At 70.5% G+C, this 23,964-nt stretch carries 20 protein-coding genes and 2 pseudogenes; 12 read left to right on the forward strand and 10 right to left on the reverse strand.

The window, feature by feature from the left end:
* Positions 1-7: 7 nt before the first annotated feature.
* The 3 genes and pseudogenes from ACFYO2_RS10455 to ACFYO2_RS10465 form a co-directional block, all read right to left on the reverse strand.
* On the reverse strand, positions 8-1,309 hold the full coding sequence (locus ACFYO2_RS10455; RefSeq protein WP_388346904.1) for a DUF4190 domain-containing protein: 1,302 nt from the start codon (positions 1,307-1,309) through the stop codon (positions 8-10).
* Positions 1,310-1,513: 204 nt separating this feature from the next.
* A pseudogene (locus ACFYO2_RS10460) lies at positions 1,514-1,621 on the reverse strand (proprotein convertase P-domain-containing protein); the annotation flags it as partial.
* Between the two features lie 209 nt (positions 1,622-1,830).
* A complete protein-coding gene (locus ACFYO2_RS10465; protein WP_388346906.1) occupies positions 1,831-2,799 on the reverse strand; it encodes a LysR family transcriptional regulator in 969 nt (322 codons plus the stop codon).
* Positions 2,800-3,073: 274 nt separating this feature from the next.
* Between ACFYO2_RS10465 and ACFYO2_RS10470 the strand changes: the two genes are divergently transcribed.
* The 6 genes from ACFYO2_RS10470 to ACFYO2_RS10495 all read left to right on the forward strand — a co-directional run bounded on the left by ACFYO2_RS10470 (position 3,074) and on the right by ACFYO2_RS10495 (position 10,873).
* Positions 3,074-5,539 (forward strand): CaiB/BaiF CoA transferase family protein, encoded by a 2,466-nt coding sequence (locus ACFYO2_RS10470; protein WP_388346908.1) that lies wholly within the window; start codon positions 3,074-3,076, stop codon positions 5,537-5,539.
* Positions 5,536-6,336: a crotonase/enoyl-CoA hydratase family protein gene (locus ACFYO2_RS10475; protein ID WP_388346910.1), complete on the forward strand. Its 801-nt coding sequence runs from the start codon at positions 5,536-5,538 to the stop codon at positions 6,334-6,336. The genes ACFYO2_RS10470 and ACFYO2_RS10475 overlap by 4 nt, the downstream gene beginning before the upstream one ends.
* 136 nt (positions 6,337-6,472) lie before the next feature.
* A complete protein-coding gene (locus ACFYO2_RS10480) occupies positions 6,473-7,654 on the forward strand; it encodes a thiolase family protein (RefSeq protein WP_388346912.1) in 1,182 nt (393 codons plus the stop codon).
* Positions 7,655-7,666: 12 nt separating this feature from the next.
* The gene (locus ACFYO2_RS10485) at positions 7,667-8,083 is read left to right on the forward strand and encodes a Zn-ribbon domain-containing OB-fold protein (protein WP_388346914.1); all 417 of its coding nucleotides are present in this window, start codon (positions 7,667-7,669) and stop codon (positions 8,081-8,083) included.
* An 86-nt stretch (positions 8,084-8,169) separates the two neighbouring features.
* Positions 8,170-9,642: an aldehyde dehydrogenase gene (locus ACFYO2_RS10490; protein ID WP_388346916.1), complete on the forward strand. Its 1,473-nt coding sequence runs from the start codon at positions 8,170-8,172 to the stop codon at positions 9,640-9,642.
* A gap of 142 nt (positions 9,643-9,784) precedes the next feature.
* Positions 9,785-10,873, forward strand: a complete 1,089-nt coding sequence (locus ACFYO2_RS10495) for an NAD(P)-dependent alcohol dehydrogenase (protein ID WP_388346918.1) — start codon at positions 9,785-9,787, stop codon at positions 10,871-10,873.
* 253 nt (positions 10,874-11,126) lie between these two features.
* Here the strand turns inward: ACFYO2_RS10495 and ACFYO2_RS10500 are convergent.
* Together ACFYO2_RS10500 and ychF are read right to left on the reverse strand one after the other, a co-directional pair.
* Positions 11,127-12,228, reverse strand: a pseudogene (locus tag ACFYO2_RS10500) (ATP-binding protein); the annotation flags it as partial.
* Positions 12,229-12,348: 120 nt separating this feature from the next.
* Complete coding sequence (ychF, locus tag ACFYO2_RS10505) at positions 12,349-13,437, reverse strand: redox-regulated ATPase YchF (protein WP_388346920.1); 1,089 nt, start codon at positions 13,435-13,437, stop codon at positions 12,349-12,351.
* 536 nt (positions 13,438-13,973) lie between these two features.
* On the opposite strand from ychF, the gene ACFYO2_RS10510 reads away from it, so the two are divergent.
* Complete coding sequence (locus ACFYO2_RS10510) at positions 13,974-14,576, forward strand: DUF6542 domain-containing protein (RefSeq protein WP_388346921.1); 603 nt, start codon at positions 13,974-13,976, stop codon at positions 14,574-14,576.
* Between the two features lie 19 nt (positions 14,577-14,595).
* Here ACFYO2_RS10510 and ppgK read toward each other — a convergent pair whose 3' ends face one another.
* On the reverse strand, positions 14,596-15,342 hold the full coding sequence (gene ppgK, locus ACFYO2_RS10515) for a polyphosphate--glucose phosphotransferase (RefSeq protein WP_388346923.1): 747 nt from the start codon (positions 15,340-15,342) through the stop codon (positions 14,596-14,598).
* 70 nt (positions 15,343-15,412) lie between these two features.
* Positions 15,413-16,429 carry a 4-hydroxy-3-methylbut-2-enyl diphosphate reductase gene (locus ACFYO2_RS10520; RefSeq protein ID WP_388346925.1) on the reverse strand — a complete coding sequence of 339 codons (1,017 nt, stop codon included), beginning with the start codon at positions 16,427-16,429 and terminating at the stop codon, positions 15,413-15,415.
* A gap of 159 nt (positions 16,430-16,588) precedes the next feature.
* Here ACFYO2_RS10520 and xseA point away from each other — a divergent pair, with 159 nt between their 5' ends.
* The 3 genes from xseA to ACFYO2_RS10535 all read left to right on the forward strand — a co-directional run bounded on the left by xseA (position 16,589) and on the right by ACFYO2_RS10535 (position 18,796).
* The gene (gene xseA, locus ACFYO2_RS10525; RefSeq protein ID WP_388346927.1) at positions 16,589-17,797 is read left to right on the forward strand and encodes an exodeoxyribonuclease VII large subunit; all 1,209 of its coding nucleotides are present in this window, start codon (positions 16,589-16,591) and stop codon (positions 17,795-17,797) included.
* A gap of 20 nt (positions 17,798-17,817) precedes the next feature.
* Entirely contained in the window at positions 17,818-18,051 is a 234-nt protein-coding gene (locus ACFYO2_RS10530) for an exodeoxyribonuclease VII small subunit (RefSeq protein ID WP_388346929.1), read from the forward strand.
* Positions 18,052-18,205: 154 nt separating this feature from the next.
* Positions 18,206-18,796, forward strand: a complete 591-nt coding sequence (locus tag ACFYO2_RS10535) for a malonic semialdehyde reductase (RefSeq protein ID WP_388346931.1) — start codon at positions 18,206-18,208, stop codon at positions 18,794-18,796.
* A gap of 67 nt (positions 18,797-18,863) precedes the next feature.
* Here ACFYO2_RS10535 and ACFYO2_RS10540 read toward each other — a convergent pair whose 3' ends face one another.
* A complete protein-coding gene (locus ACFYO2_RS10540) occupies positions 18,864-19,385 on the reverse strand; it encodes a DUF4245 domain-containing protein (RefSeq protein ID WP_388346932.1) in 522 nt (173 codons plus the stop codon).
* 125 nt (positions 19,386-19,510) lie between these two features.
* On the opposite strand from ACFYO2_RS10540, the gene glpX reads away from it, so the two are divergent.
* Positions 19,511-20,545 carry a class II fructose-bisphosphatase gene (gene glpX / locus ACFYO2_RS10545; protein ID WP_388346934.1) on the forward strand — a complete coding sequence of 345 codons (1,035 nt, stop codon included), beginning with the start codon at positions 19,511-19,513 and terminating at the stop codon, positions 20,543-20,545.
* An 80-nt stretch (positions 20,546-20,625) separates the two neighbouring features.
* Here the strand turns inward: glpX and ACFYO2_RS10550 are convergent, their stop codons facing one another.
* Entirely contained in the window at positions 20,626-21,003 is a 378-nt protein-coding gene (locus tag ACFYO2_RS10550; RefSeq protein WP_388346935.1) for a WhiB family transcriptional regulator, read from the reverse strand.
* A gap of 172 nt (positions 21,004-21,175) precedes the next feature.
* Complete coding sequence (locus ACFYO2_RS10555; protein WP_388346937.1) at positions 21,176-21,868, reverse strand: DUF1707 domain-containing protein; 693 nt, start codon at positions 21,866-21,868, stop codon at positions 21,176-21,178.
* Positions 21,869-22,077: 209 nt separating this feature from the next.
* On the opposite strand from ACFYO2_RS10555, the gene ACFYO2_RS10560 reads away from it, so the two are divergent.
* Positions 22,078-23,748: a fumarate hydratase gene (locus ACFYO2_RS10560; RefSeq protein WP_388346939.1), complete on the forward strand. Its 1,671-nt coding sequence runs from the start codon at positions 22,078-22,080 to the stop codon at positions 23,746-23,748.
* Positions 23,749-23,964 lie beyond the last annotated feature (216 nt).

Consider the following 23,964-nt stretch of genomic DNA (forward strand, 5'->3'; position numbering starts at 1 on the left):
GCCGCCGTCACACCTCCAGGTCGTCGCCCGATCCCCCGCTGCCTCCGCCGGCACCGCCCTCGTCGTCGGCGGGCGGGGTGGTGGCCAGCCCCAGAGCCTCGCGTGCGGTGACCGACAGGTCGGTGTCCTCCAGCTCCAGGGCCTCTCCGTAGTGGACGTAGAAGGAGTCCACGTCGGCGGCCACGGCCGCCTTCGACCACGGCACCTGGAGGGCTTCCGCCTCCTTGGCGACGGCCTCGACCGGCTTCCGCGCGTCGGCGGGCCAGGTGTGGCCGCGCAGCAGTCCGGCCTCCTCGTCCAGCGCGGACACCAGCTGCGCGGCCCACTCCTTGTTGGCCTTCAGGTCGTCCTCCGGCATGTCCTCGGGCACCGACTCCGCGGCCGCCTGCTGGACGTTGACCGCCTTCAGGTAGGCCAGTTGGTCCGCGTCGAGCGTCGTCTCGTCGTTGCGCAGCGAGCCGCCGTCCATGGCCGCGTCGCTGTCCGTGTCGCCGAACGCGCAGGTGATCTCGCGGTCGCCGAGGTCCCAACTCTCCTCTGACGGCACCACGTAGTACACGTCCACGTCGTCCGGTACGGCCCAGGCGTCCATGGCGTAGGTGGAGCGGAGCTTGTAGCACCTGTCCTCGGCGGTGCCGGTGACCGAGGCGTCACCGGGGAAGTCGCCGTCCGGCAGCGTGATGACCGCGAACACCTCGCCGTCGTGCGTGCCGGAGCAGGACACCTCGTCGAGGTCGTACGTCGCTCCCTCCAGGCCGCTCGGCGAGTCGAAGCACTCGCCCTTGACCGGCGAGCTGCTGTTCGCCGCGTCCTTGAACCCGTCCCAGAACTCCGACACACCGTTCGTGGCGAGCACCAGCACCCACAGGGCGAGCCCGAGGGACGACAGCACGGACCCGATGACGGCCATGGCCTTCCCGCGTTCGCCCTTCTTCTTGATCTGCCGCAGCGCGATCAGCCCGAGGACCAGTCCCACGGCCGGCAGACAGCACAGGACGCCGAGGACCAGGGCGGCGATGGCGAGCCCGTTGACGGGCGCCGGCTGGTTGTACGGGCTGTATCCCTGACCCCAGCCCTGGTAGGGCGGCGGGGGATACGCACCGTAGGGAGGAGTGCCGTACGGACCCTGCGCGGACGGCGGAGGCGGCGGGTACTGGCCCTGCGGGTACGGCCCTTGGGGTTCCTGAGGCTGGTAGGGCCCAGGGGGCGGAGGTATGGACACGAGTACCGTGCTTCCTGGCTCGGGCGGCGGGGCCGGGGCGAAGACCGTGACGATGACCGTACAGAACTCACGTACGACAGGGCGCATGGTAAGCGCGGTGCAGGTGAGGGCGGAATGCCGGTCACGCATACGACGATCCGGGGCACGCTGGAGCCGCGGGTGGAGTGGGGGGGCGGGCTTCCCCTTCGGCTTCCTCGCCGTGCGCCGCGCCTCGCGCCTCGTCCTCGCGGCGGGCCGGGTCACGGACCCGAGGCCCTTCCGCGAGGACGGAGGTACTGAATTGATCGGCCGTCAGAACTGCAACGCCCAGGCGTCGATCCGCCCGACGTCCTGCGCCGCGTTGTCGCTGACCCTCAGCCGCCACGTGCCGTTCGCGACCTCCGAGGAGGCGTTCACCGAACTGAGAGATCCAGGTCAGCACAGAATCAGCACGATTCGAACAAGTCAGGATCGAGAGATCAGCCGCATGGCGTTCTGCAGGACCACACGGCAACGGTCCCAGGCGCTGGGCGGCAGATGTGATGGTGACGTCGGGTATGGGAACTGTCTGAATGCCCCGGAGCCGAGAGGCTTCGTGCCACCGGCCTTGTCCATCATGAAGAGCGTGTCTACAGGGAGATCGGGTTCGCGCCGTACTCGTCGCGCAGGGCGGTGAGCACGTCATCCAGGCCGGGCACCTGGGCTTCGCTGCCCGGGCGCCAGGCCACCCCTATGGAGACCGTGATCCGCGGTGCGCCCAGCGGCACCAGCCGGTAGTCCGGGGAGCCGAAGACCCTGGCCGCCGGATGGTTGGGGCCGCCCGGCGTGAGGTTGAGGGCTCCGGTCCGTGACACCTGCGTGGCCACCTGTATGACATCGGTGTGCGGGAGGTCGATGATCCGGGTGATGCCGGCGGCGAGCATGGCCGCTCGGATTCCACCCATGAAGAAGGGATGCACCTTCGGCGATGCCATCAGGAATTCCCGGTGCCGCAACTCCGAGAGGGTCAGTGAATCGCGCCCGGCGAACTCGTCATCGGCTCGCATGGCCACCGCGTACGGGCCGCGGCCGACGGTCAGGCTGTTCAGATCCGGTACGCCGATCGGAAGGTGGACGACCGCGAGGTCGAGGCCGTCGCCGGCGAGTTCGGCCAGCAGTTCCGCGGAGGGAGCGGGCGTGAGCGGCAGCTCGACATCCGGTGCCGCCCTGTGGAAGGCGTCCAGGACCGCGTCGACGACCAGCGGAGCCGCCAGCGGCGCCACCCCGAGCCTGCAGCGGCGGCGCCGGTAGGCCTCGGGGTCCTGGGAGAGGTGTTTCAGGGCGTCGAACCGCTTCAGGACCTCGCGGGCCGGCTCGAGGAAGTCGAGGCCGAAAACCGTCAGCCGGACGCGGTGGTATTCACGGATGAACAGATCCGATCCGAGCTCGTGTTCCAGTTCCCTGATGCGCCGGCTCAACGGTGACGGGGTGACGTGCAGACGCTCCGCGGCGCGTCCGAAGTGCAGCTCGTCGGCTACTGCCACGAAACAGCGGAGCTGCTGGATGTCCACATTGCCCAGTAGATCACCGGGATCCCGCCCACGGCTACGGTCGGGCACGACCGGAAGCACATTGCGGTTACGAGCACGTACACCTGCGGAAATCGGCCATGGGCAGGGGCCCGGTGGAGTGCCACGATGACGCCGGCGCCGTTAACAGCACGGTAACGCGGGATGACCCGAGCCGCCGGACCGGCGGACGACCGGGTCCGCGTCCCCGCGCACCTACCGCTCTTTCCCACCCCCTGACGGGTCTCCCCAGGTCATCCGGCATGCCCGGACGCCTCGGCGACCCCGGACGGGGCCGAAGCGCACGGAAGGAACGTGGTGACCTATGGCAGCTCACCGTGAGACCGGACCAGGACCTCTGTCCGGGGTTCGAGTGGTCGACATGACCGACAGCCGTGGGGAGACCGCCGGCCGGTTCCTTGCCGACCTCGGAGCCGACGTGATCCTCGTCGAGCCACCCGAGGGCGCCGCCGCCCGGCGCCTGCCCCCGCTGATGGGCGACATCAGCCTGTACTTCGCGACGCACAACGCCAACAAACGCGGCGTCACGCTCGATCCGCGCGTGGACACCGACCGTGCGCGACTGCTGACGCTGCTGGACAGCGCCGACATCTGGATCGAGTCGGGCGCCCCCGGCGCCACGCGCGGACCGGGGCTGGACTTCGCGGCGGTGGCCGCTCGCAACCCCCGGCTGGTGACCGTCTCCATCACCGACTTCGGCCACACCGGCCCGTACCGCGACTACTGCGCGACCGAGCGCGTCCACTGGGCGCTCGGCGGCGTCCTGTCGCGCTCCGGCCTCCCCGGACAGCCACCGCTGCTGCCCCCCGGCTCCCTGGCCACGGAGTCCGCGGCCCTCCAGGCGGCCTGGTACGCCGTACTCGCGTACCTCAACCGGCTGGACACCGGGCACGGCGACCATATCGACTTCTCGCTCCACGAGGCCGTGGCTCAGGTCCTCGACCCCGGCTACGGCATCGGTGGCTCGGCCACCGGCGGCCGCCGGGCCAGCGAACTCCCCAGGGGCCGCCCCGACGCGCGGCACATGTATCCGATCTTCCCGTGCGCCGACGGCCACGTCCGGATCTGCGTCCTCAGCCCTCGGCAGTGGCGCGGCATGCGGGCCTGGCTCGGCGAGCCGGAGGAGTTCGCGGATCCGAAGTACGAGTCGCTGGGTACGCGGTTCCAGGCCGCCGGCCGGATCCACCGGCTCATCGGGGAGCTGTTCCAGGACAGACCACGGGATGAGCTCGTACGGGAGGGGCAGCGGCTGGGCGTACCGATCGCCTCCGTCCTCACTCCCGGCGAGGCGCTGGAGGCAGGGCACTACCTGGAGCGGGGCGCGCTGACCGACGTCGAAGTGGCGCCCGGCCTCGATGCCCGCGTACCGACCGGCTTCCTCGAACTCGACGGCACTCGGGCGGGTTTCCGGCACCGGGCCCCGCTGCTCGGCGAGCACAACGCGGAGGTCTTCGCGGAGCCGGCCCGTACGGCGTACGCCACCACGCCGCCCGCCCCCGAGCAGAAGGCCACCCCCCAGCAGGAGCGCGCCACCGAGCAGGAGTCCGCCGCCCGACGGCACCCGCTCAACGGGCTGCGGGTCCTCGACCTGGGCGTCATCGTGGCCGGGGCCGAGCTGGGACGGCTCCTCGCCGATCACGGCGCCGACGTCATCAAGGTGGAGAACCGGGCGTTTCCCGACGGCGGCCGCCAGTCGATCACCGGGGAGGCCATCACCGCCTCCTTCGCCTGGGGCCATCGCAACAAGCGCGGCCTCGGCATCAACCTGCGCTCACCGGAAGGCGTCGAGCTGTTCAAGCGGCTCGCCGCCGGAGCCGACATCGTCCTGTCCAACTTCAAGCCCGGCACGATGGACTCCCTCGGCCTCGGCCACCAGGAGCTGTCGAAGCTCAACCCGCGGATCGTCATGGCCGACACCAGCGCCTTCGGCTCCTGGGGCCCGTGGAGCGACCGCATGGGATACGGACCGCTGGTACGGGCTTCCACCGGACTCACCGAGCTGTGGCGCTACCCCGGTATGGAGGACGGCTTCAGCGACGGCATCACCATCTACCCCGACCACCTCGTCGGCCGGGTCGGCGCCGCCGCCGTGCTGGCCCAGCTCGTCGCCGTACGCCGCACCGGGCGCGGTGGCACCGTCAGCGTCTCGCAGGCGGAGGTCATCCTCACCGCCATGTCGGACCTCCTGCTCGGCGAAGGGCTGAATCCCGGGTCTCTCACCGCCCGGGGCAACGTGGGTGTCTCGGACGCTCCTCAAGGCCTGTACGCCTGCGCGGGCGACGACGAATGGTGCGCCGTCGAGGTCAGGGACGACGACGACTGGCAGCGCCTCACCGCCGTGATCGGCCGGGCCGACCTGTCCGGGGACCCCCGGCTGAGCACCGCCGAGGGCCGCCTCGCACACCGCCAGGAGATCGACGAGGCGCTGTCGCGGTGGACCGCCGGGCACGAGCCGCGCAAGGTCATGGAACTGCTCCAGCAGGCCGGCGTCCCGGCCGGCGCGATGCGGCGGGTGCCCGAGCTGACGAGCGACCCGCAGCTGACGGCCCGCGGCTTCTTCGGCGTACTGCGGCAGCCGGGCATCGACGAGGACCTGCCCACCGAGGCGCGGCCCGCGCTGTCCCGGCGGATCGCCGACCCGCCGCTGCGCCCCGCTCCCCACCAGGGCGAGCACACCAGGGAGCTGTGCCGGGAGTGGCTGGGCCTCACCGAACACGAAATCGACACGCTGGCAGCCGCCGGTGTGCTGGAAGAGGGAGAGTCCGCGTGAACAACGACACCATCGCACCCCCCGTACTGGTGGAGCGCCAGGACCACATCATGATCGTGACGCTCAACCGCCCCGAGGCCCGCAACTCGGTGAACCTGGAGGTCACCCTCCGGGTCGGCGAAGCGCTGGAGGAGGCCGACCAGGACCCGGACGTGCGGGTCGTGGTGGTGACCGGCGCCGGGGACAAGGCGTTCTGCGCCGGAGCCGACCTCAAGGCGCTGGCGCGCGGCGAGGCGTTCTTCCCGGAGGGCAAGGAGCACTGGGGCTTCGCGGGTTACGTCTCCCACCACATCAGCAAGCCCACCATCGCCGCCGTGAACGGCTTCGCGCTCGGCGGCGGCACCGAGATCGCACTCTCCAGCGATCTGGTGGTGACCGCCGACACCGCGCACTTCGGCCTCCCCGAGGTCAAGCGCGGCATCATCGCCGGCGCCGGCGGCGCCTTCCGGCTCGCCGCGCAGCTCCCCACGAAGATCGCCATGGAGTTGCTGCTCACCGGCGACCCGGTGGACGCCGCCACCGCGCAGGGGCTCGGGCTGGTCAACCGTGTCGTCCCGCAGGACAAGGTGCTCGACGAGGCGCTGGCCCTCGCCGAGCGGATCACCGTCAACGCGCCGCTGTCGGTGCAGGCCAGCAAGCGCATCGCGCTCGGGATCGTCGACGGAAAGGTCGCCTCCGAGGAGGCCGCGTGGCGGCTCAACGAGGCCGAGATCAAGGTGCTGATGGCGTCGGAGGACGCCAAGGAGGGCCCGCGCGCCTTCGCCGAGAAGCGCGCCCCGGTCTGGCGGGCCCGCTGATGCGCGGCGCCCGGCGCGGCATACCCACGGCGGGTGAAGGGCGGCGCTCCGCGATGACCGCGACCGGGACACCGCCGCCCCGGGCCCCAGCCGCGACCAGGACCACGGCCCCGACAACCAGTGAAGGAGACCCCACGTGAACGACACGTCAGGAGCCGGATCGCGCCGACCGGTGATCGCCGGACTCGGTCTCACCGAGATGGGCAAGGTGTACGGCCGCTCCCCCGCCGAGTTCGCCGCCGACGCCGTGCGGCGCGCGGCCCAGGACGCCGGACTGCGGCTGTCCGACATCGATGGCCTGCTGTTCAGCAACGGAGTCGGCGGAGGAGTGGGGCTGACGCTCCAGCGCGAACTCGGACTGCGGGACCTGCGCATGCTGTCGGAGGTCCAGGCGTACGGGTCGACGGCGGGCGCGATGGTGCAGTACGCGTCCATGGCCGTCCAGTCCGGCATGGTCGACACTGTGGCCTGCGTCTTCGCGGACGCGCCGCTGCGGGAGAAGGGCTCGGCCGGGGCCGTGTACAGCTCCGGTCTGAAGTTCACCGGCTGGCAAATGCTGGACTTCGCGAGCGGCCTCTCCGGCGCCAACCCGATGTACGCGCTGGCCGCCCGGCGGCACATGGACACCTACGGTACGACCAGCGAACAGTTCGCCCATATCGCGGTGGCCCAGCGCGCCTGGGCGGCGAAGAACCCGCTGGCCCAGATGCGTGAGCCGATCACCGTCGAGGACCACCAGAACTCCCGCATGATCTCCGATCCGTTCCGCCTGCTGGACTGCTGCCTGGTCAGCAACGGAGGGGCCGCCGTCATCGTCACCTCGGCCGACCGGGCCGCCGACCTGCGGCAGCCGGCCGTGCACGTGCTCGGCTGGGGGCAGGCGCATCCGGGCTACGAGATGGGCCGCGGCACCGACTTCGGGCTGGTCAGCGGGGCGGCCACAGCCGGGCCCGCGGCGATGAAGATGGCCGGGGTCGGCCCGGCCGACATCGACATCGCGGAGATCTACGACTGCTACACGTACACCGTCCTCATCACCCTCGAGGACTACGGCTTCTGCGCCAAGGGCGAGGGCGGCGCCTTCGTCTCCAGCGGGGTGCTGGGCCCTGAGGGCTCGTTCCCGCTCAACACCGGGGGCGGCGAGCTGTCCTCGTACTACATGTGGGGCATGACCCCGCTCTCCGAGGCCGTCATCCAGGCCCGCGGACAGGGCGGCGATCGCCAGGTGGCCAAGAACGACCTCGTCCTCGTCAGCGGCAACGGCGGCGTCCTCGACCACCACTCGACGCTCGTCCTCAGCCCCCACCCGCACAGCTGAAGGGAGACCGCGATGACGGTCGGCATCATGCAACGGGACCCCGCCACGGCGGAGTTCTTCGACGGTACGGCCAGGGGCGAGCTGCTGATCCGCCGCTGCGCCGACTGCGGCCACCACAGCGCGCCGCGCTGCGAAACCTGTCCGGCCTGCGGCTCGGCGGCACTCGACAGGGTTGCCGCCAAGGGCACCGGGACGATCGCCTCCTGGACGCTGGTCCATGGTCGCCCGCCGCGCGACGGCGGGCCCGCTCCGGTCACCGCCGTGGTCGTCGTCGAACTCGACGAAGGCCCCTGGCTGCACTCGCAGGTCATCACCGGCGCCCCGCAGGAGGTACGCACCGGCCTCCGGGTGGCCGTGGACTTCGAACGCCCCGAAGGCGGGGAAGCGATACCTGTCTTCCGTTTGGCACCGGACGCCGTGTCCGCGTAGGCCCTCCCCCCTCCCCCCCTCTTCTCCGCCTCTCGTCCGCCCTCTCCCCTCCCCCCGTCTCCCTCCCACCCACGCCAGGAGCACGCATGTCCGACAACGAAGGCATCACAGCAGGCGGAAGCTCCGACTTTCTCCTCTACATCGACGGCGAGTTCACGCATCCGCTGGCGTCCGCCACCATCCCCGTCGTCGAAGCCGCCACCGAGCAGTTGCTGGGGCACATCCCCGACTCCTCCGCCAAGGACGTCGAGCGCGCCGTCGACGCCGCCCGGCGGGCCCGGTCCGGCTGGGCGGCCACCGACCCGGCCGAGCGCGCCGCGCTGATGGAGCGGCTGGCCGAGGAGGTGGAGCGGCGCGGCAAGGAGATCAGCGAGACGGTCTCCCGGCAGAACGGCATGCCTCTGATGCTGTCCCGGATGTCCGAGGTCGATTCGGTGGCGGGCACGCTGCGCTACTACGCGTCCCTGGCCCGTGCCGGCTTCGACGACGAGAAGCGCCCGGCGCTGTCGTTCCCGGGCGATGTGCGCATCCAGCGGGAACCGGTGGGTGTGGTGGCGCTCATCGTGCCGTGGAACTACCCGCTGGGCCTCACCGCCATGAAGCTGGCCCCGGCGCTGGCGGCCGGCTGCACCGTGGTGCTCAAGCCGGCGCCGGAGACCTCGCTGGACACCAGGTATCTGATGGAGGCGGTGCACGCGGCCGGCCTGCCCGCCGGTGTCGTCAACCTGGTGACCGGCGGACGGGACACCGGCGAGGCCCTGGTCCGCCACCCGGACGTCGACAAGGTCGCCTTCACCGGCTCGACGGCGGCGGGGCGTGCCATCGGCGCCCTCTGCGGCGAGGCCCTCAAGCCCGTCACGCTGGAACTCGGCGGGAAGTCGGCCGCCGTGGTGCTGCCGGACGCGGATCTCTCCCAGGTGCTGCCGGGTCTCGCCTTCCTGTCCTTCGCCAACAACGGCCAGTCGTGCTTCCTCAACTCTCGGGTGCTGGCGCCGCGGGAGCGCTACGACGAGGTCGTCGACGGCCTCGCCCAGCTCGCGCAGTCGTTCAAGCTCGGCAATCCCCTGGACGCGGACACCACGATGGGCCCGCTCGTCAGCGACCGGCAGCGGCAGCGCGTGGAGTCGTACATCGCCGTCGGCCGGACCGAGGGGGCGCGGGTGGTGGCCGGTGGCGGCCGCCCGAGCGGCCTGGACCGGGGCTGGTTCGTCGAGCCCACCGTCTTCGCCGATGTCGCCAACACCATGACCGTGGCCCGGGAGGAGATCTTCGGACCCGTGATCTGCGTGATCCCGTACGACACCGAGGACGAGGCCATCGCCATCGCCAACGACTCGGACTACGGCCTCGCCGGCAGCGTGTGGAGTACGGACTCCGCACACGCGCTCTCCGTGGCGAGCCGTATCGAGACCGGCAGCATCGGCGTCAACATGTGGACGCTCGACCCCGGTTCGCCGTTCGGCGGCTGGAAGGCCAGCGGCATCGGCAAGGAGTTCGGCCCCGAGGGCCTTGCCGCGTATCTGAAGACGCGGTCCGTCTTCGTCCCCTCCGTCGCCTAGTGCCCCGACAGGCACCGGCCACTTCCTTCCCCTGGCCGCCCTGGCCACCTCTTTCCCGTGGCCGTCCGCGGGCGACCTCCGTCCCGGACACCGCGGCCCGAGCCGCGCGGCCGCCTTCCCCTTCCGTACAGCAGGAGCCCCCATGAAGATCACAGCCGCGGTGTCGCACGGACCGCAGGAGCCTTTCGCGATCGAAGAGCTGAACCTCGACGGCCCCCGGGACGGGGAGATCCTGGTCCGCCTGGTGGCGACCGGCGTCTGCCACACCGACCTCACCATCAAAGGGATGCTGCCGGACGGGCTGGCGTACGTCCTCGGACACGAGGGCGCCGGCGTGGTGGAGGAGGTCGGCCGGGACGTCACCGGTGTGCGGCCCGGCGACCAGGTACTGCTCAGCTTCAACTCCTGCGGCACCTGCCTGCCGTGCTCCGCGGGGCGGCCCGGCTACTGCGACAGCTTCCGGGTGCTCAACACCGGCGGCACCCGGCCCGACGGATCGACCGTGCTGACCAAGGACGGTACGCCGGTCCTCGGCTCCTTCTTCGGCCAGTCCAGCTTCGCCAGCCATGTGATCACCACACCGCAGAACACCGTCGTCGTGCCGGACGACGTCGACCTGCGTACCGCGGCCCCGCTGGGCTGCGGCATCCAGACCGGCGCCGGAGCCGTGCTCAACGTACTGAGACCGGGCGACGGCAGCCGGTTCGTGGTCTACGGGGCCGGCGGTGTCGGACTGGCAGCACTGATGGCCGCCGTGACCACCGGAGCCACGGCCGTCGTCGCCGTCGACCCGGTGCCCGCCCGGCGGGAGCTCGCGCTGAAGCTGGGCGCCACCGCCGTGATCGACCCCGCGGACGGCGACCCCGTGGAAGCGGTGCGGGAGCTCACCCAGGGCGGCGCGACCCACGCCCTCGACACGACGGCGAAACCCGCCGTCATCTCGGGCGGCGTCAAGGCGCTCGGCGGCGGGGGAACACTGGTGGTGGTCGGCATCGGAGCCCCGGACGTGACCGTCGACGTGCAGGACATGATCTCGGGCGGCAAGTCGCTGCGCGGCAGCATCGAGGGTGACGCCGTGCCCCACGACTTCCTGCCGAGGCTGCTGGAGATGCGTGCCACCGGGCAGCTCCCCGTGGAGGAACTCATCAGCTTCTACCCCTTCGCGGAGATCAACCGTGCGGTCGACGACACCCGGTCGGGGGCGGCCGTCAAGCCAGTGCTCGTCTTCTGACACCGTTCCCGTTCCCGGTCTCCGTCTCCCTTCCGCGGGACCGGGGTCCGGGGTCCGCGAACGAGGGAAATCCGCAGGCAGGGCCCGCCACTTGCAGCCCAGGTGTCCTCGGGAGGTCATCCGGGGAATGGCGAGGTGCGCTCGATGTCGGCACCGAGAAGGGGCCGGGCTCTGGCGAGCCCGGCCTCTTCTCCCCAACGTCTACGACCTGATCGCGCTCACCAACTCCCGTTCCTCGCCTGCCATCCGCCACTCACAGTGGCCAAGCGGCCAGCAAATCGCCGGGGCCGTAGGCAGCGTCGAGCCCCGGACAGTCGACTCCACTGCGCGAGACCGCCACGACTGGAACAGGTTCGGTGAGGGCGGCCCGGTGCCGATGGAGAGCGGCCCGGTCGTGCCGGTCGAAGGGCGACTGCTCCAGCCACTTGATGGAGCCGACAAAGAGCAGCTCCGCGGCAATGGGAGCGCGGTCCGCCCCGACGATGTCGATCTCAACGTCGTTGGTGCGGGTCCAGTAGCCGCCGACTGCGTGCGCTGCGGGAAGTCGATCGTCGGGCAGTATCCGGGCGGAGCGCCTCTCGGATGAGCGGCTCGATCGCCCGGCCGCGCCAGCTGGTCCAGCTCTCCCGGATCCGCGCCAACGTCAGATCGCCCCGCCCTCGCTCGATTTCCTCCATGGCCGGGCCGAGCAGGTGCAGCCAAAACCGCAGGTAGGGATCTGTCACCCGGTAGCGGCGATCCTTCGACGGACGCAGCGATACGGGCAGCTCCGCGGTGACGATCCGCTTGTTCGTGAGCAGCTCCAGCGCTCGCTGCAGGGACGTGGCCCCGATCCCGCCGGCCGCACGGGCGATATTGGTGAAGGTCCGCTCGCCACTGCCGATGGCCGCCAGCACCGTACGCGCCTGGGCCTGCGGGGGGAATTCGGCAGCCAGCGAGCGCTCGGCCGACACCAGCAGGGCCGAGACCCGGTCGCTCAGCGCCTCGCCGAGGAAGTCTCACAGCCCTGCACCCGGTGGCCACTGCGCGCAGACCAGCGGCAGCCCGCCGCTGACCAGCGCGGCGTCGAACGCTTCCGCCGGTCCCAACCCGAGCATCTGCCCCACCTCGGCGGGGTTCAGTGGTCCCAGCACCATCTCCCGGCCGCGCTGATGGAAGGGCCGTCCGTAGCTGTTCAGAGCCTCCATCATCGACAGATCCGAGCCGATGAGGACGAGCAGCACTGGCTTGGTCTCCAGCACCCGGTCCCAGGCCCGTTGCAGCATCCCCTCAAAGGCGCCGTCGGCATCCATCAGGTACGGCACCTCGTCGATGACCAGCACGCTCGCCCGGTCGGCGGGCAGCGCCGCGGCCAGCCTCACTGGCATCCCAGCACCATCCCTGCACGGGAACTGACCAGGGGCCCGACCTCGAAAGATCAGACCCCTTCTGACCTGCAGGTCTGCCAGATCATCGACGTGGTGGTGAGTCACCCGCTACACGTTGAACCGGAACTCCACCACGTCCCCGTCCCGCATCACATAGTCCTTGCCCTCCATGCGGGCCTTGCCCTTCGCGCGGGCCTCGGCGACCGAGCCGGTCTCCACCAGGTCGTCGAAGGAGATGACCTCCGCCTTGATGAAGCCCTTCTGGAAGTCGGTGTGGATGACGCCGGCGGCCTCGGGGGCGGTGGCGCCCTTCTTGATGGTCCAGGCGCGGGATTCCTTGGGGCCGGCCGTCAGATAGGTCTGGAGGCCGAGGGTGGTGAAGCCGACGTGGGCAAGGGTGGCGAGGCCCGGCTCCTCGACGCCGACGGACTGGAGGAGCTCCATCGCGTCCTCCTCGTCGAGCTCGGCGAGGTCCGCCTCCAGCTTGGCGTTGAGGAAGATCGCCTCGGCGGGGGCGACCAGCGCGCGCTGCTCGGCCTTGAAGTCGTCGTCGACCAGCTCGTCCTCGTCGACGTTGAAGACGTAGAGGAAGGGCTTGGTGGTGAGGAGGTGCAGGTCGTGCAGCAGCTCCTCGTTGCCGGAGTCCTGGACGATGCCCTGCGAGAAGAGGGTGTCGCCCTTCTCCAGGATCTCCTTCGCCGCCTCGACCGCCGCGACCTTCGCAGCGACGTCCTTCTTGATGCGCGACTCCTTCTGGAGGCGCGGCAGGACCTTCTCGATCGTCTGGAGGTCCGCGAGGATCAGCTCGGTGTTGATCGTCTCGATGTCGTCCTTGGGCGAGACCTTGCCGTCCACGTGGACGACGTTCTCGTCCTTGAAGGCGCGGATGACCTGGCAGATCGCGTCGGACTCACGGATGTTCGCGAGGAACTTGTTGCCCAGGCCCTCGCCCTCGGAGGCGCCCTTCACGATGCCCGCGATGTCGACGAAGTCGACTGTCGCCGGGAGGATCCGCTGGGAGCCGAAGATCTCCGCCAGCTTCGTCAGGCGGGCGTCGGGGACGCCGACCACACCGACGTTCGGCTCGATCGTGGCGAACGGGTAGTTGGCCGCCAGCACGTCGTTCTTGGTCAGGGCGTTGAACAGGGTCGACTTGCCGACATTCGGCAGTCCGACGATTCCGATCGTGAGCGACACGGTGCGACTTCCCGGAGTGAGAGGGCTGGCGTGAGAGGACCGGGGGCGGGCCCCTGGCGGCGGGCCCTGGGCCCTGCCGTCACATTCCCGTCGTCCGCCGGGAGGGCGGGCGCCGCGCCCGCCGCGGTAGCGGCTGATGTGGCTGTAGGTGCGTGCTCTCGGCGTGGGGGGGGGGGGGGGGGGGGCGGGGGGGGGCGCCCGGGGGGGGGGGGGGGGGGGGGGGGGGGGGGGGGGGCGGGGCGGGCGGCGCGGGGGGGGGGGCGCGCCGCCCCCCGCCCCCCCCCCGCCCCCCCCCCCCCCCCCCCCCCCCCCCCCCCCCCCCCCCCCCCCCCCCCCCCCCCCCCCCCCCCCCCCCGGGAGTGCGTGCATGGCGCCGCGGAGCAGGCGGGAATGTGACGACAGGGTCCAGGGGACCGATCCACCAGTCTACGGCGTGCCCGGCCCCGCCCCGGCGACGTGTCGAACGCTTGGCCAAGGTCCGGTCGACGGCGTGTCTGAGGGGCGATTCGACACATAAACCGACCTAAGTTGGTCCAGTGGAGCAACACAGGACACGACCCCCGCAGCACGGACCGCGACGCGACGTGCCGCCGCCGCCCCTGCCTCCGCAGGCGGCGCGGGGCGGCGCCAAGGCCGGCAGAACCGGTTCGCCGTCGGCGCGGGCCGGGGTGCCGCCGCGGCGTCCGGCGGCGGCAGGGCCGAGCGGGCCGCCGATCGTCCAGGCCGTACGGCGGCTGCCCAACCCCCGGCTGACCGGGCTCGGCGGCGGGCTGTTCTGCGGGGCGCTGATGTTCGCACTCGGCTGCCTCGACCAGCTGCTGTTCGGGGCGTCGCTCACGGCGTACGGCGTGCTGTTCCTGCCCGCGTGCGTCCTGACCGCCGTCTGGATCCGGCGCGGCGATCTGCTGACCGCGCCCATCGTCGTACCGATCGCGTTCGCCGTGGGGCTCCTCCCCGTGGCCGAGAGCGGACAGGGAATCAGCGGTCGCCTGATGGGCCTCTTCACCGCCCTCGCCACCCAGGCCGGGTGGCTGTACGGCGGCACCCTCATCGCCGGACTGATCGCGACGGTGCGGAAGATCCGCCTGCTGAACCGCCGGTCCACCAGGAACCGCCCGCCCGTCCGACCCGGCCCTTGAAGGGGTCCGGCCAAGGGCTCTAGCCGCCCTTCACCGCGTGCATCGCCGCCCCCACGATCCCCGCGTTGTTCTGCAGCTGCGCCGGTACGATCTCCGCCTTGATGTCCTCGATGTAGTGCAGGAACTTCTGCGACTTCCGGCTGACGCCGCCGCCGATGACGAACAGTTCCGGCGAGAAGAGCATCTCGACGTGGGCGAGGTATCTCTGGACGCGGTGCGCCCAGTGCTCCCAGGTCAGTTCCTCGTCCTCCTTGGCCTTGCTGGAGGCCCGCTTCTCCGCGTCGTGGCCGTGCAGTTCGAGGTGGCCCAGCTCGGTGTTGGGGACGAGGACGCCGTCGACGAAGAGGGCGCTGCCGATGCCCGTGCCGAACGTGAGAAGGACGACCGTGCCCTTGCGGCCCCGGCCGGCCCCGAAGTTCATCTCCGCGACGCCCGCCGCGTCCGCGTCGTTGACCACCGTCACCGGCAGGCCGCCCAGGCGGTCGCTGAACAACGCGCCCGCGTCCAGGTCGATCCAGCTCTTGTCGACGTTGGCCGCCGTACGGATCGTGGCGCCACCGGTGACCACGCCCGGGAAGGTGAGCCCGACCGGCCCGCTCCAGCCGAAGTGGTCGACGACCTGCTGGACGCCGTCACCCACCGCGTCCGGGGTCGCCGGGTGCGGGGTCAGCACCTTGAAACGCTCGTCCGCCAGGTCGCCCCTGTCCAGGTCCACAGGGGCGCCCTTGATCCCGGATCCACCGATGTCCACGCCGAAGATCTGCATGGCCCTACGTTACGACGGACGACTGACAGTCACTCCGCCGAGGGGTGTCCGCACCCCGACCGAGGGGCTCTCACACACTTTCCGCACCGGATCCGCCGCGCTGCTCCATGAGCGCCGCCGCCTCGTCGCGCAGATCGCGGCGCAGCTCCTTCGGCAGCGAGAAGATGATGGACTCCTCGGCCGCCTTGACCAGCTCGACGTCCTCGAACCCGCGCTGCGACAGCCACTCCAGGACCTGCTCGACCAGGATCTCCGGCACGGAGGCACCGGAGGTGACGCCGACCGTGGACACGCCCTGAAGCCACGCCTCCTCGATCTCGTCCGCGAAGTCCACGAGGTAGGCCTCGCGCGAGCCCGCGAGCTTGGCGACCTCGACCAGGCGCTTGGAGTTCGAGGAGTTGCGGGAGCCGACCACGATCACCAGCTCGGCCTCGGCGCCCATCTGCTTCACCGCCAGCTGACGGTTCTGCGTGGCGTAGCAGATGTCGTCGCTGGGCGGGGAGATGAGCTGCGGGAACTTCTCCTTCAGCGCGTCGACGGTCTCCATCGTCTCGTCGACGGAGAGGGTGGTCTGGGAGAGCCAGACGACCTTCGACTCGTCACGGACCTCGACCTTGGCGACGTCCTCGGGGCCGTCGACGAGCTGGATGTGGTCGGGGGCCTCGCCGGAGGTGCCGATGACCTCCTCGTGGCCTTCGTGCCCGATCAGGAGGATGTCGTAGTCCTCGTCCGCGAAGCGGACGGCTTCCTTGTGGACCTTGGTGACCAGCGGGCAGGTGGCGTCGATGGTCGCGAGCCGGCCCTGCTTGGCCTCATCGTGGACGGTCGGTGCGACGCCGTGCGCCGAGAACATCACGATGTTGCCCGGCGGCACCTCCTCCGTGCGTTCGACGAAGATGGCGCCCTTCTTCTCCAGCGTCTGGACGACGTATTTGTTGTGGACGATCTCGTGCCGGACGTAGACCGGAGCGCCGTACTGCTCCAGGGCCTTCTCGACGGCGATCACGGCGCGGTCCACACCCGCGCAGTAGCCACGGGGGGCGGCGAGCAGGACACGGCGGCCAGGCGAAGCAGTCATGCACCCCATCGTACGGGCGCGTTCAGCGGGTCACAGAGCGCCGGTGTCTCGGATGGACGGGGGACTGGCGGTGAGCGGGGAGGCGTGGGGCAGGAGGGGGTCGAGTCCCGCCAACCGGGCGCCGCCGGGCTGGGCGGCGTTGTCGTACGTGGCCGTTACCCTCGCGGCATGGCTGTCAACACGTCCCCCGAAACACCCCTGCCCGTCGGCGAGGTCTCCCGGCTCATCGGGGGGTGGATCGACCGGCTCGGAGCCGTGTGGGTGGAGGGGCAGATCACTCAGTTGTCGCGGCGGCCGGGGGCGGGGGTCGTGTTCCTGACCCTGCGGGATCCGTCGTACGACGTCTCCGTCGGCGTCACCTGTTTTCGGCAGGTGTTCGACGCGGTCGCCGATGTCGTCAGCGAGGGCGCGCGGGTCGTCGTCCTCGCGAAGCCGGAGTGGTACGCCCCACGGGGGCAACTGTCGTTGCGGGCCGCCGAGATAAGGCCCGTCGGCGTCGGCGAACTGCTCGCGCGGCTCGAGCAGTTGAAGAAGGCCCTCACCGCCGAGGGGCTGTTCGCGCCCGAGCGGAAGAAGCCGCTGCCCTTCCTGCCCCAGCTCGTCGGGCTGGTCTGCGGGCGGGCTTCCGCAGCGGAGCGGGACGTGCTGGAGAACGCCCGGCACCGCTGGCCCGCCGTCCGCTTCGAGGTGCGCAACGTGGCGGTGCAGGGCGTGCACGCCGTGCCGCAGGTCGTGCAGGCCGTGAAGGAGCTCGACGAGATCGACGAGGTGGACGTGATCGTCGTCGCGCGCGGGGGAGGCAGCGTGGAGGACCTGCTGCCGTTCTCCGACGAGCAGCTCATCAGGACCGTCGCGGAATGCCGTACGCCCGTCGTCTCCGCCATCGGGCACGAACCCGACACGCCGCTCCTCGACTATGTCGCCGATCTGCGCGCCTCCACCCCGACCGACGCCGCCAAGAAGGTCGTACCGGACGTCGGCGAGGAGTACGAACGCGTGCGGATGCTGCGGGACCGGGCGCGGCGGTGTGTGCAGGCGTTCGTCGACCGGGAGGAGCGCGGGCTGGCCCAGGCGCTCGGGCGGCCGGTGATACAGGATCCGCACCGGATGATCGACGAACGGGCCGACCAGGTCGCGTCCCTGCTCGATCGCGGCCGGCGCACCCTCGGCCATCACCTCGACCGCGCCGACTCCGAGCTGACGCACACGCACGCGCGCGTGGTGGCCCTCTCCCCCGCCGCCACCCTCGAGCGGGGGTACGCCGTGCTGCAGAAGACCGACGGACACGTGGTCCGCGACCCGGGCGAGGTCACGGGGGACGAGGTGCTGCGAGCGCGGGTGGCCGAGGGTGAGTTTGTCGTTCGAGTCGATGCGTAGTCGATGCATAGGGTGGACGGATGAGCAGCAAGGTGGATGAGGCGCTCGGCTACGAGCAGGCGCGGGACGAGCTGATCGACGTCGTACGGCGGCTGGAGGCGGGCGGTACGACGCTGGAGGAGTCCCTCGCGCTGTGGGAGCGGGGCGAGGAGCTGGCGAAGGTGTGCCGGCGCTGGCTGGAGGGGGCGCGGGCGCGGCTGGACGCGGCACTGGCCGAGGAGAACCTCGAAGCAGCGGCGGAGGACGGCGAGTAGCCGCTCGCCCTGCGAGTGGCCTGCTGTGTGAAGCGGGTCACCACGCCCCATTTTTGGTTGAAGGTTGAACCTTAATTCGCGTAACGTCGACACTGTCAGCAATACCGGACCACGGTCCGGTATTGATACAGGCGCCACCCCGAGGAAGTCACGCATGTCTCTCGTACTCGACCCCGCCGCCCAGGACCTCCTGTTCCGCGAGGCGCGCACCGCGAACACCTTCACCGACGAACCGGTGACCGACGAGCAGGTGCAGGCGATCTACGACCTGGTCAAGTACGGCCCGACGGCCTTCAACCAGTCCCCGCTGCGCGTCACCCTGGTCCGCTCCGCCGAGGCCCGTGAGCGCCTGGTCCAGCACATGGCCGAGGGCAACCAGCCCAAGACCGCCACCGCCCCGCTGGTCGCGATCCTCGCCGCGGACAACGAGTTCCACGAGGAGCTGCCGGAGCTCTTCCCGCACTTCCCGCAGGCCAAGGACGTCTTCTTCGGCGAGCGCTCCGCCCGCGAGGGTGCCGCCTCGCTGAACGCCGCCCTGCAGGCCGCGTACTTCATCATCGGCGTCCGTGCCGCGGGCCTCGCCGCCGGTCCGATGACCGGCCTGGACTTCGAGGGTGTCCGCAAGGAGTTCCTGGACGACGACCACACCCCGCTGATGGTCGTCAACATCGGCAAGCCGGGCGATGACTCCTGGTTCCCGCGCTCCCCGCGCCTGGCGTACGACGAGGTCGTCACCACCGTCTGAGCGGTTCAGGTGCACACAGAAGGCCCCCGGCTGCGACGCCGGGGGCCTTCTTCATGTCCTTGGGGGCTCACCCCATCTTCAGGGCCCCGGCCATCTCCGTCAGCCGGTCGAACGAGCCCGTGCCCGCCACCACCGTCGTCGCGCCGTCGCCCTGGTGGACGAGTGCGTCGTACCGGCCGCCCGTGTACCGGGTCCAGGTGCGGCCGTCGATCTCCTGGGTGGTCTTCGTCACCTCGCCGCCCTGGCTGGCCTCGCCGATGAAGGTCGACGGCTTCTGAGTCGACTGCTCGACCTGGACGTACTCCCCGTCGGGCGCCTGGAAGCCCAGGTGCCAGGCGTCGAAGCTGTCGCCCTGGAAGCGGACGGAGGTGGCCTTCCAGTCGGCGGCCAGGCCCTCGGGCGCGGCCACCGGGTAGGAGGCCGCTCGGCGTGCCGTGAGCAGCTCGACGCGGTAGTCGACCTTCTTGATCTCCGGAGCGGAGTCGTCGTGCGGGATGAAGAGGTAGATGACACCCGCCATGAGCCCGATCAGACCAAGGGAGAGGATCATGTCCCGGACCGTCTTCTGCTTACCGTTCGAACCTGCCACGTCCCTATCGTCGCAGGTGCCCTGGTCCGCTCATCCGTGGGGCCCCCTGCTCATTTTGTCTGCCTGAGGATAGAGTCGGCCCATACCCTCATCCGGCCGTCGCCGTATCAGAAAGGTGCGCTCCGATGACCGAGCATCATCATCTGCCGTCCGAGCTCGAGGTTCCCTCCGAGGCTCCCGACCGCAACCTCGCCCTGGAACTCGTCCGGGTGACCGAAGCCGCGGCCATGGCCGCGGGCCGCTGGGTCGGCCGCGGCGACAAGAACGGCGCCGACGGTGCCGCGGTGCGCGCCATGCGGACCCTCGTCTCCACCGTCTCGATGAACGGCGTCGTCGTCATCGGTGAGGGCGAGAAGGACGAGGCCCCGATGCTCTTCAACGGAGAGCGCGTCGGCGACGGAACCGGGCCCGAGTGCGACATCGCCGTCGACCCGATCGACGGGACCACACTGACCGCCAAGGGCATGACGAACGCGATCGCCGTGCTGGCCGCGGCCGACCGCGGGTCGATGTTCGACCCGTCCGCCGTGTTCTACATGGACAAGCTGGTCACCGGGCCCGAGGCCGCCGACTTCGTCGACATCAACGCGCCCGTGTCCGTGAACATCCGCCGGGTCGCCAAGGCCAAGCGGTCCACGCCCGAGGACGTCACCGTCGTCATCCTGGACCGGCCGCGGCACCAGGGCCTCATCGAGGAGGTCCGCGAGACCGGCGCGCGCATCAGGCTGATCTCCGACGGCGACGTGGCCGGCTCGATCCTGGCGCTGCGCGAGGGCACCGGCGTCGACCTGCTGCTCGGTATCGGCGGCACGCCGGAGGGCATCATCTCGGCCTGCGCCGTGAAGTGTCTGGGCGGCACGATCCAGGGCAAGCTGTGGCCGAAGGACGACGAGGAGCGGCAGCGGGCGATCGACGCGGGACACGATCTGGACCGCGTGCTGACGACCGACGACCTGGTGTCCGGGGAGAACGTGTTCTTCGTGGCGACGGGCATCACCGATGGTGAGCTGCTGCGGGGCGTGCGGTATCGGTCGGAGACGGCGACCACCGACTCGATCGTCATGCGGTCCAAGTCCGGGACGGTCCGTCGGATCGACTCGGAGCACCGGCTGAGCAAGCTGCGGGCGTACAGCGCCATCGACTTCGACCGGGCCAAGTAAGCACGTCCGTCCAGCGGTCCGTCCACCGGTCCGTCCAGCGTCAAAGGGGCGCCCCCGGTGCGGTGGGGGCGCCCCTTTGCTCAGCCCGCTGCCGCTATTCGGTCCGTCGCCCTCGCCGCCTTTTTCAGCTCCAGGTCGCGGCGGCGGCGCCTCGCCAGGACGACTCGGCGTTCGGCGGCGGTCAGGCCGCCCCAGACTCCGTACGGTTCCGGTTGCAGGAGCGCGTGCTCGCGGCACTCGACCATGACGGGGCAGCCCGAACAGACTCGCTTCGCGGCCTGCTCGCGGGAGAGCCGGGCAGCGGTGGGTTCCTTGGAGGGTGCGAAGAACAGGCCGGCCTCGTCGCGCCGGCACACCGCCTCGGTGTGCCAGGGTGCGTCTTGGTCCCTGTCCCGCACTGGCACCCGCTGGGCCGGAACGGCAGCTACCTGCAGGGACGAATGCGGCGGTTGCAGCACGGTCTACTCCTGACGACGGCTTCGCGAGCGAGCGACGATGCAGCAAGCCCTACCCGCTGTGCGCGCGCCTATGCACTGAGTTCCGAACCGCTGGTTTCCGTGGGGATGTGCGCGCTCTCCGGTGCTGCGGGCATGCTCCGTTCCGCTTGACCTCCCGCCGAATTCACAAGCGTCAATGATCCAGGTGCTTGCGCAAACTCTTGTCGACCTTGCGGTGCACGCGGTCGAGGATGTCCGCGACGAGCTTGCCGCGCTTGGGCCTGCCCTCGATGTTGCCGAGCACGGCCCAGCCGTCCACGTAGACCACGGGGGCGTCGGGGTCGGTCGAATCCAGCGTGTCCACCTCGAAGTTGCCGAGGACGCCGCCGCCGGTGCCGCGCAGCGACACGTTCTCCGGGACGCGGACCTCGACGTTGCCGAAGACCGAGATCGCCTTGATGACGACCTGCCGGTACTCGAAGATCGCCTCGCTGAGGTCGATCTCGACGCTGCCGAAGACGGCGTACGCGTGGATACGGCGGCCCGCCCGCCAGCGGCCCTTGCGGACGGCGCTGCCGAAGACCGCCACCACGTTGTCGTCGGGGTCGTGCGGGATGGCGTCGGTGGGGCGGTTGGGGGCCGGGGTGTAGAGGGGGGTGGCCCGGCGCTCGTGTGCGGCCGGCAGGTCCCGTATGAAGACCTCCAGCTCGCCGACCGTCTTGGCGTTCAGCACCCCCTCGACGCGCTCGGCATGCTCGTCCGCGCTGAGGCGGCCCTCGGCGAGGGCCTCGCGCAGGATGTCGGCGATCCGGTCGCGGTCGGCGTCCGACGCGCGCAGTTCGGAGGGGGACTGCACCTGCGGTTCGGTGTGCTTCTGAAGGTCCACGGCAGCAGCGTACCCAAACGCGATAGATCGCGACTAGGGCTGTGGACAACCTTTGGCCCGGCCGGCTTGATGCGGCTTGATCGGGCTTGATCGGGCTTGATCCGGCCGACTGAGGATTACCTCACAAGAGCGCGGTCGGTGGCAGGTTCTACGCTGGTGGGCGCTGCCAATGGAGGCCAGCGGCCGTCGTCGAGTGAGGAATGGGCGAGATGCCTGAGTTCGCGTACACCGATCTGCTCCCTGCGGGAGAGGACACCACCCCGTACCGGCTGGTGACCTCCGAGGGTGTCTCCACTTTCGAGGCCGACGGGCGGACGTTCCTCAAGGTCGAGCCCCAGGCGCTGCGCAAGCTCGCCGAGGAGGCCATCCATGACATCCAGCACTATCTGCGCCCGGCCCACCTGGCCCAGCTGCGCCGGATCATCGACGACCCCGAGGCGTCGAGCAACGACAAGTTCGTGGCGCTGGACCTCCTGAAGAACGCGAACATCGCGGCCGCGGGCGTGCTGCCGATGTGCCAGGACACCGGCACGGCGATCGTCATGGGCAAGCGCGGACAGAATGTACTCACCGAAGGTGAGGACGAGAAGGCGCTGTCCCATGGCATCTACGACGCCTACCTGAACCTCAACCTGCGCTACTCGCAGATGGCCCCTCTCACCATGTGGGAGGAGAAGAACACCGGCTCGAACCTGCCGGCGCAGATCGAGCTGTACGCGACGGACGGCGGCGCCTACAAGTTCCTGTTCATGGCCAAGGGCGGCGGCAGCGCCAACAAGTCGTTCCTCTACCAGGAGACGAAGGCCGTCCTGAACGAGGCCTCCATGATGAAGTTCCTGGAGGAGAAGATCCGTTCGCTGGGTACGGCCGCCTGCCCGCCGTACCACCTTGCGATCGTCGTCGGCGGTACGTCGGCCGAGTACGCACTCAAGACGGCCAAGTACGCCTCCGCGCACTACCTGGACGAGATCCCGGCAGAGGGCTCGGAGCTGGGGCACGGCTTCCGGGACAAGGAGCTGGAGGAGAAGGTCTTCGAGCTGACGCAGAAGATCGGGATCGGCGCGCAGTTCGGCGGCAAGTACTTCTGCCACGACGTACGGGTCGTGCGCCTCCCCCGCCACGGCGCGTCCTGCCCGGTCGCCATCGCGGTGTCCTGCTCCGCCGACCGCCAGGCCGTGGCGAAGATCACCGCCGAGGGCGTCTTCCTGGAGCAGCTGGAGACGGACCCGGCGCGGTTCCTGCCGGAGACGACGGACGAGCACCTGGACGAGGCGGGCGACGTCGTCAAGATCGACCTGAACCAGCCGATGGACGACATCCTCGCCGAGCTGACCAAGTACCCCGTCAAGACCCGCCTCTCCCTCACCGGCTCGCTGGTCGTGGCCCGTGACATCGCGCACGCCAAGATCAAGGAGCGGCTGGACGCGGGCGAGGAGATGCCGCAGTACCTGAAGGACCACCCGGTGTACTACGCGGGCCCCGCGAAGACGCCGGAGGGTTACGCGTCCGGTTCCTTCGGCCCGACGACGGCCGGCCGCATGGACTCCTACGTCGAGCAGTTCCAGGCGGCGGGCGGTTCCAAGGTGATGCTGGCCAAGGGCAACCGCAGCAAGCAGGTCACGGACGCGTGCGACGCCCACGGCGGTTTCTACCTGGGCTCCATCGGCGGCCCGGCCGCCCGCCTCGCCCAGGACTGCATCAAGAAGGTCGAGGTCGTCGAGTACGAGGAGCTCGGCATGGAGGCCGTCTGGAAGATCGAGGTCGAGGACTTCCCGGCGTTCATCGTCGTCGACGACAAGGGCAACGACTTCTTCACTTCGCGGGAACCGGAGCAGCCGACGTTCACGTCGATTCCGGTGCGGGGGCCGGGGCTGGGCTAGGGGTTTTTCGCCCCCGCCGCCCCTTCCCGTTCCCGCCCCCTGGGGCTCCGCCCCAGACCCCGCTCCTCAAACGCCGGAGGGGCTGATTTCAGCCCGTCTGGGGGTCCCCCCTCTGGGGGAGTTTGAGGACGAGGCCCCTTCCGGGCCGAAGGGGGGTCTGGGTGCGCAGCCCCAGCGGACGGGAATGGGCAGGGGCGGCGGGGGCGCTGTACCCCT

This window comes from Streptomyces sp. NPDC006602 (genome assembly GCF_042870385.1).
Lineage (GTDB): Bacteria > Actinomycetota > Actinomycetes > Streptomycetales > Streptomycetaceae > Streptomyces.

Bases quoted from the DNA above. Each gene is read 5' to 3' on its own strand.
- ACFYO2_RS10455 (WP_388346904.1), bottom strand. From the start codon at position 1,309: ATGCGCCCTGTCGTACGTGAGTTCTGTACGGTCATCGTCACGGTCTTC.
- ACFYO2_RS10470 (WP_388346908.1), top strand. From the start codon at position 3,074: ATGGCAGCTCACCGTGAGACCGGACCAGGACCTCTGTCCGGGGTTCGA.
- ACFYO2_RS10485 (WP_388346914.1), top strand. From the start codon at position 7,667: ATGACGGTCGGCATCATGCAACGGGACCCCGCCACGGCGGAGTTCTTC.
- ACFYO2_RS10490 (WP_388346916.1), top strand. From the start codon at position 8,170: ATGTCCGACAACGAAGGCATCACAGCAGGCGGAAGCTCCGACTTTCTC.
- ACFYO2_RS10495 (WP_388346918.1), top strand. From the start codon at position 9,785: ATGAAGATCACAGCCGCGGTGTCGCACGGACCGCAGGAGCCTTTCGCG.
- ppgK (WP_388346923.1), bottom strand. From the start codon at position 15,342: ATGCAGATCTTCGGCGTGGACATCGGTGGATCCGGGATCAAGGGCGCC.
- ACFYO2_RS10520 (WP_388346925.1), bottom strand. From the start codon at position 16,429: ATGGGGTGCATGACTGCTTCGCCTGGCCGCCGTGTCCTGCTCGCCGCC.
- xseA (WP_388346927.1), top strand. From the start codon at position 16,589: ATGGCTGTCAACACGTCCCCCGAAACACCCCTGCCCGTCGGCGAGGTC.
- ACFYO2_RS10530 (WP_388346929.1), top strand. From the start codon at position 17,818: ATGAGCAGCAAGGTGGATGAGGCGCTCGGCTACGAGCAGGCGCGGGAC.
- ACFYO2_RS10535 (WP_388346931.1), top strand. From the start codon at position 18,206: ATGTCTCTCGTACTCGACCCCGCCGCCCAGGACCTCCTGTTCCGCGAG.
- glpX (WP_388346934.1), top strand. From the start codon at position 19,511: ATGACCGAGCATCATCATCTGCCGTCCGAGCTCGAGGTTCCCTCCGAG.
- ACFYO2_RS10560 (WP_388346939.1), top strand. From the start codon at position 22,078: ATGCCTGAGTTCGCGTACACCGATCTGCTCCCTGCGGGAGAGGACACC.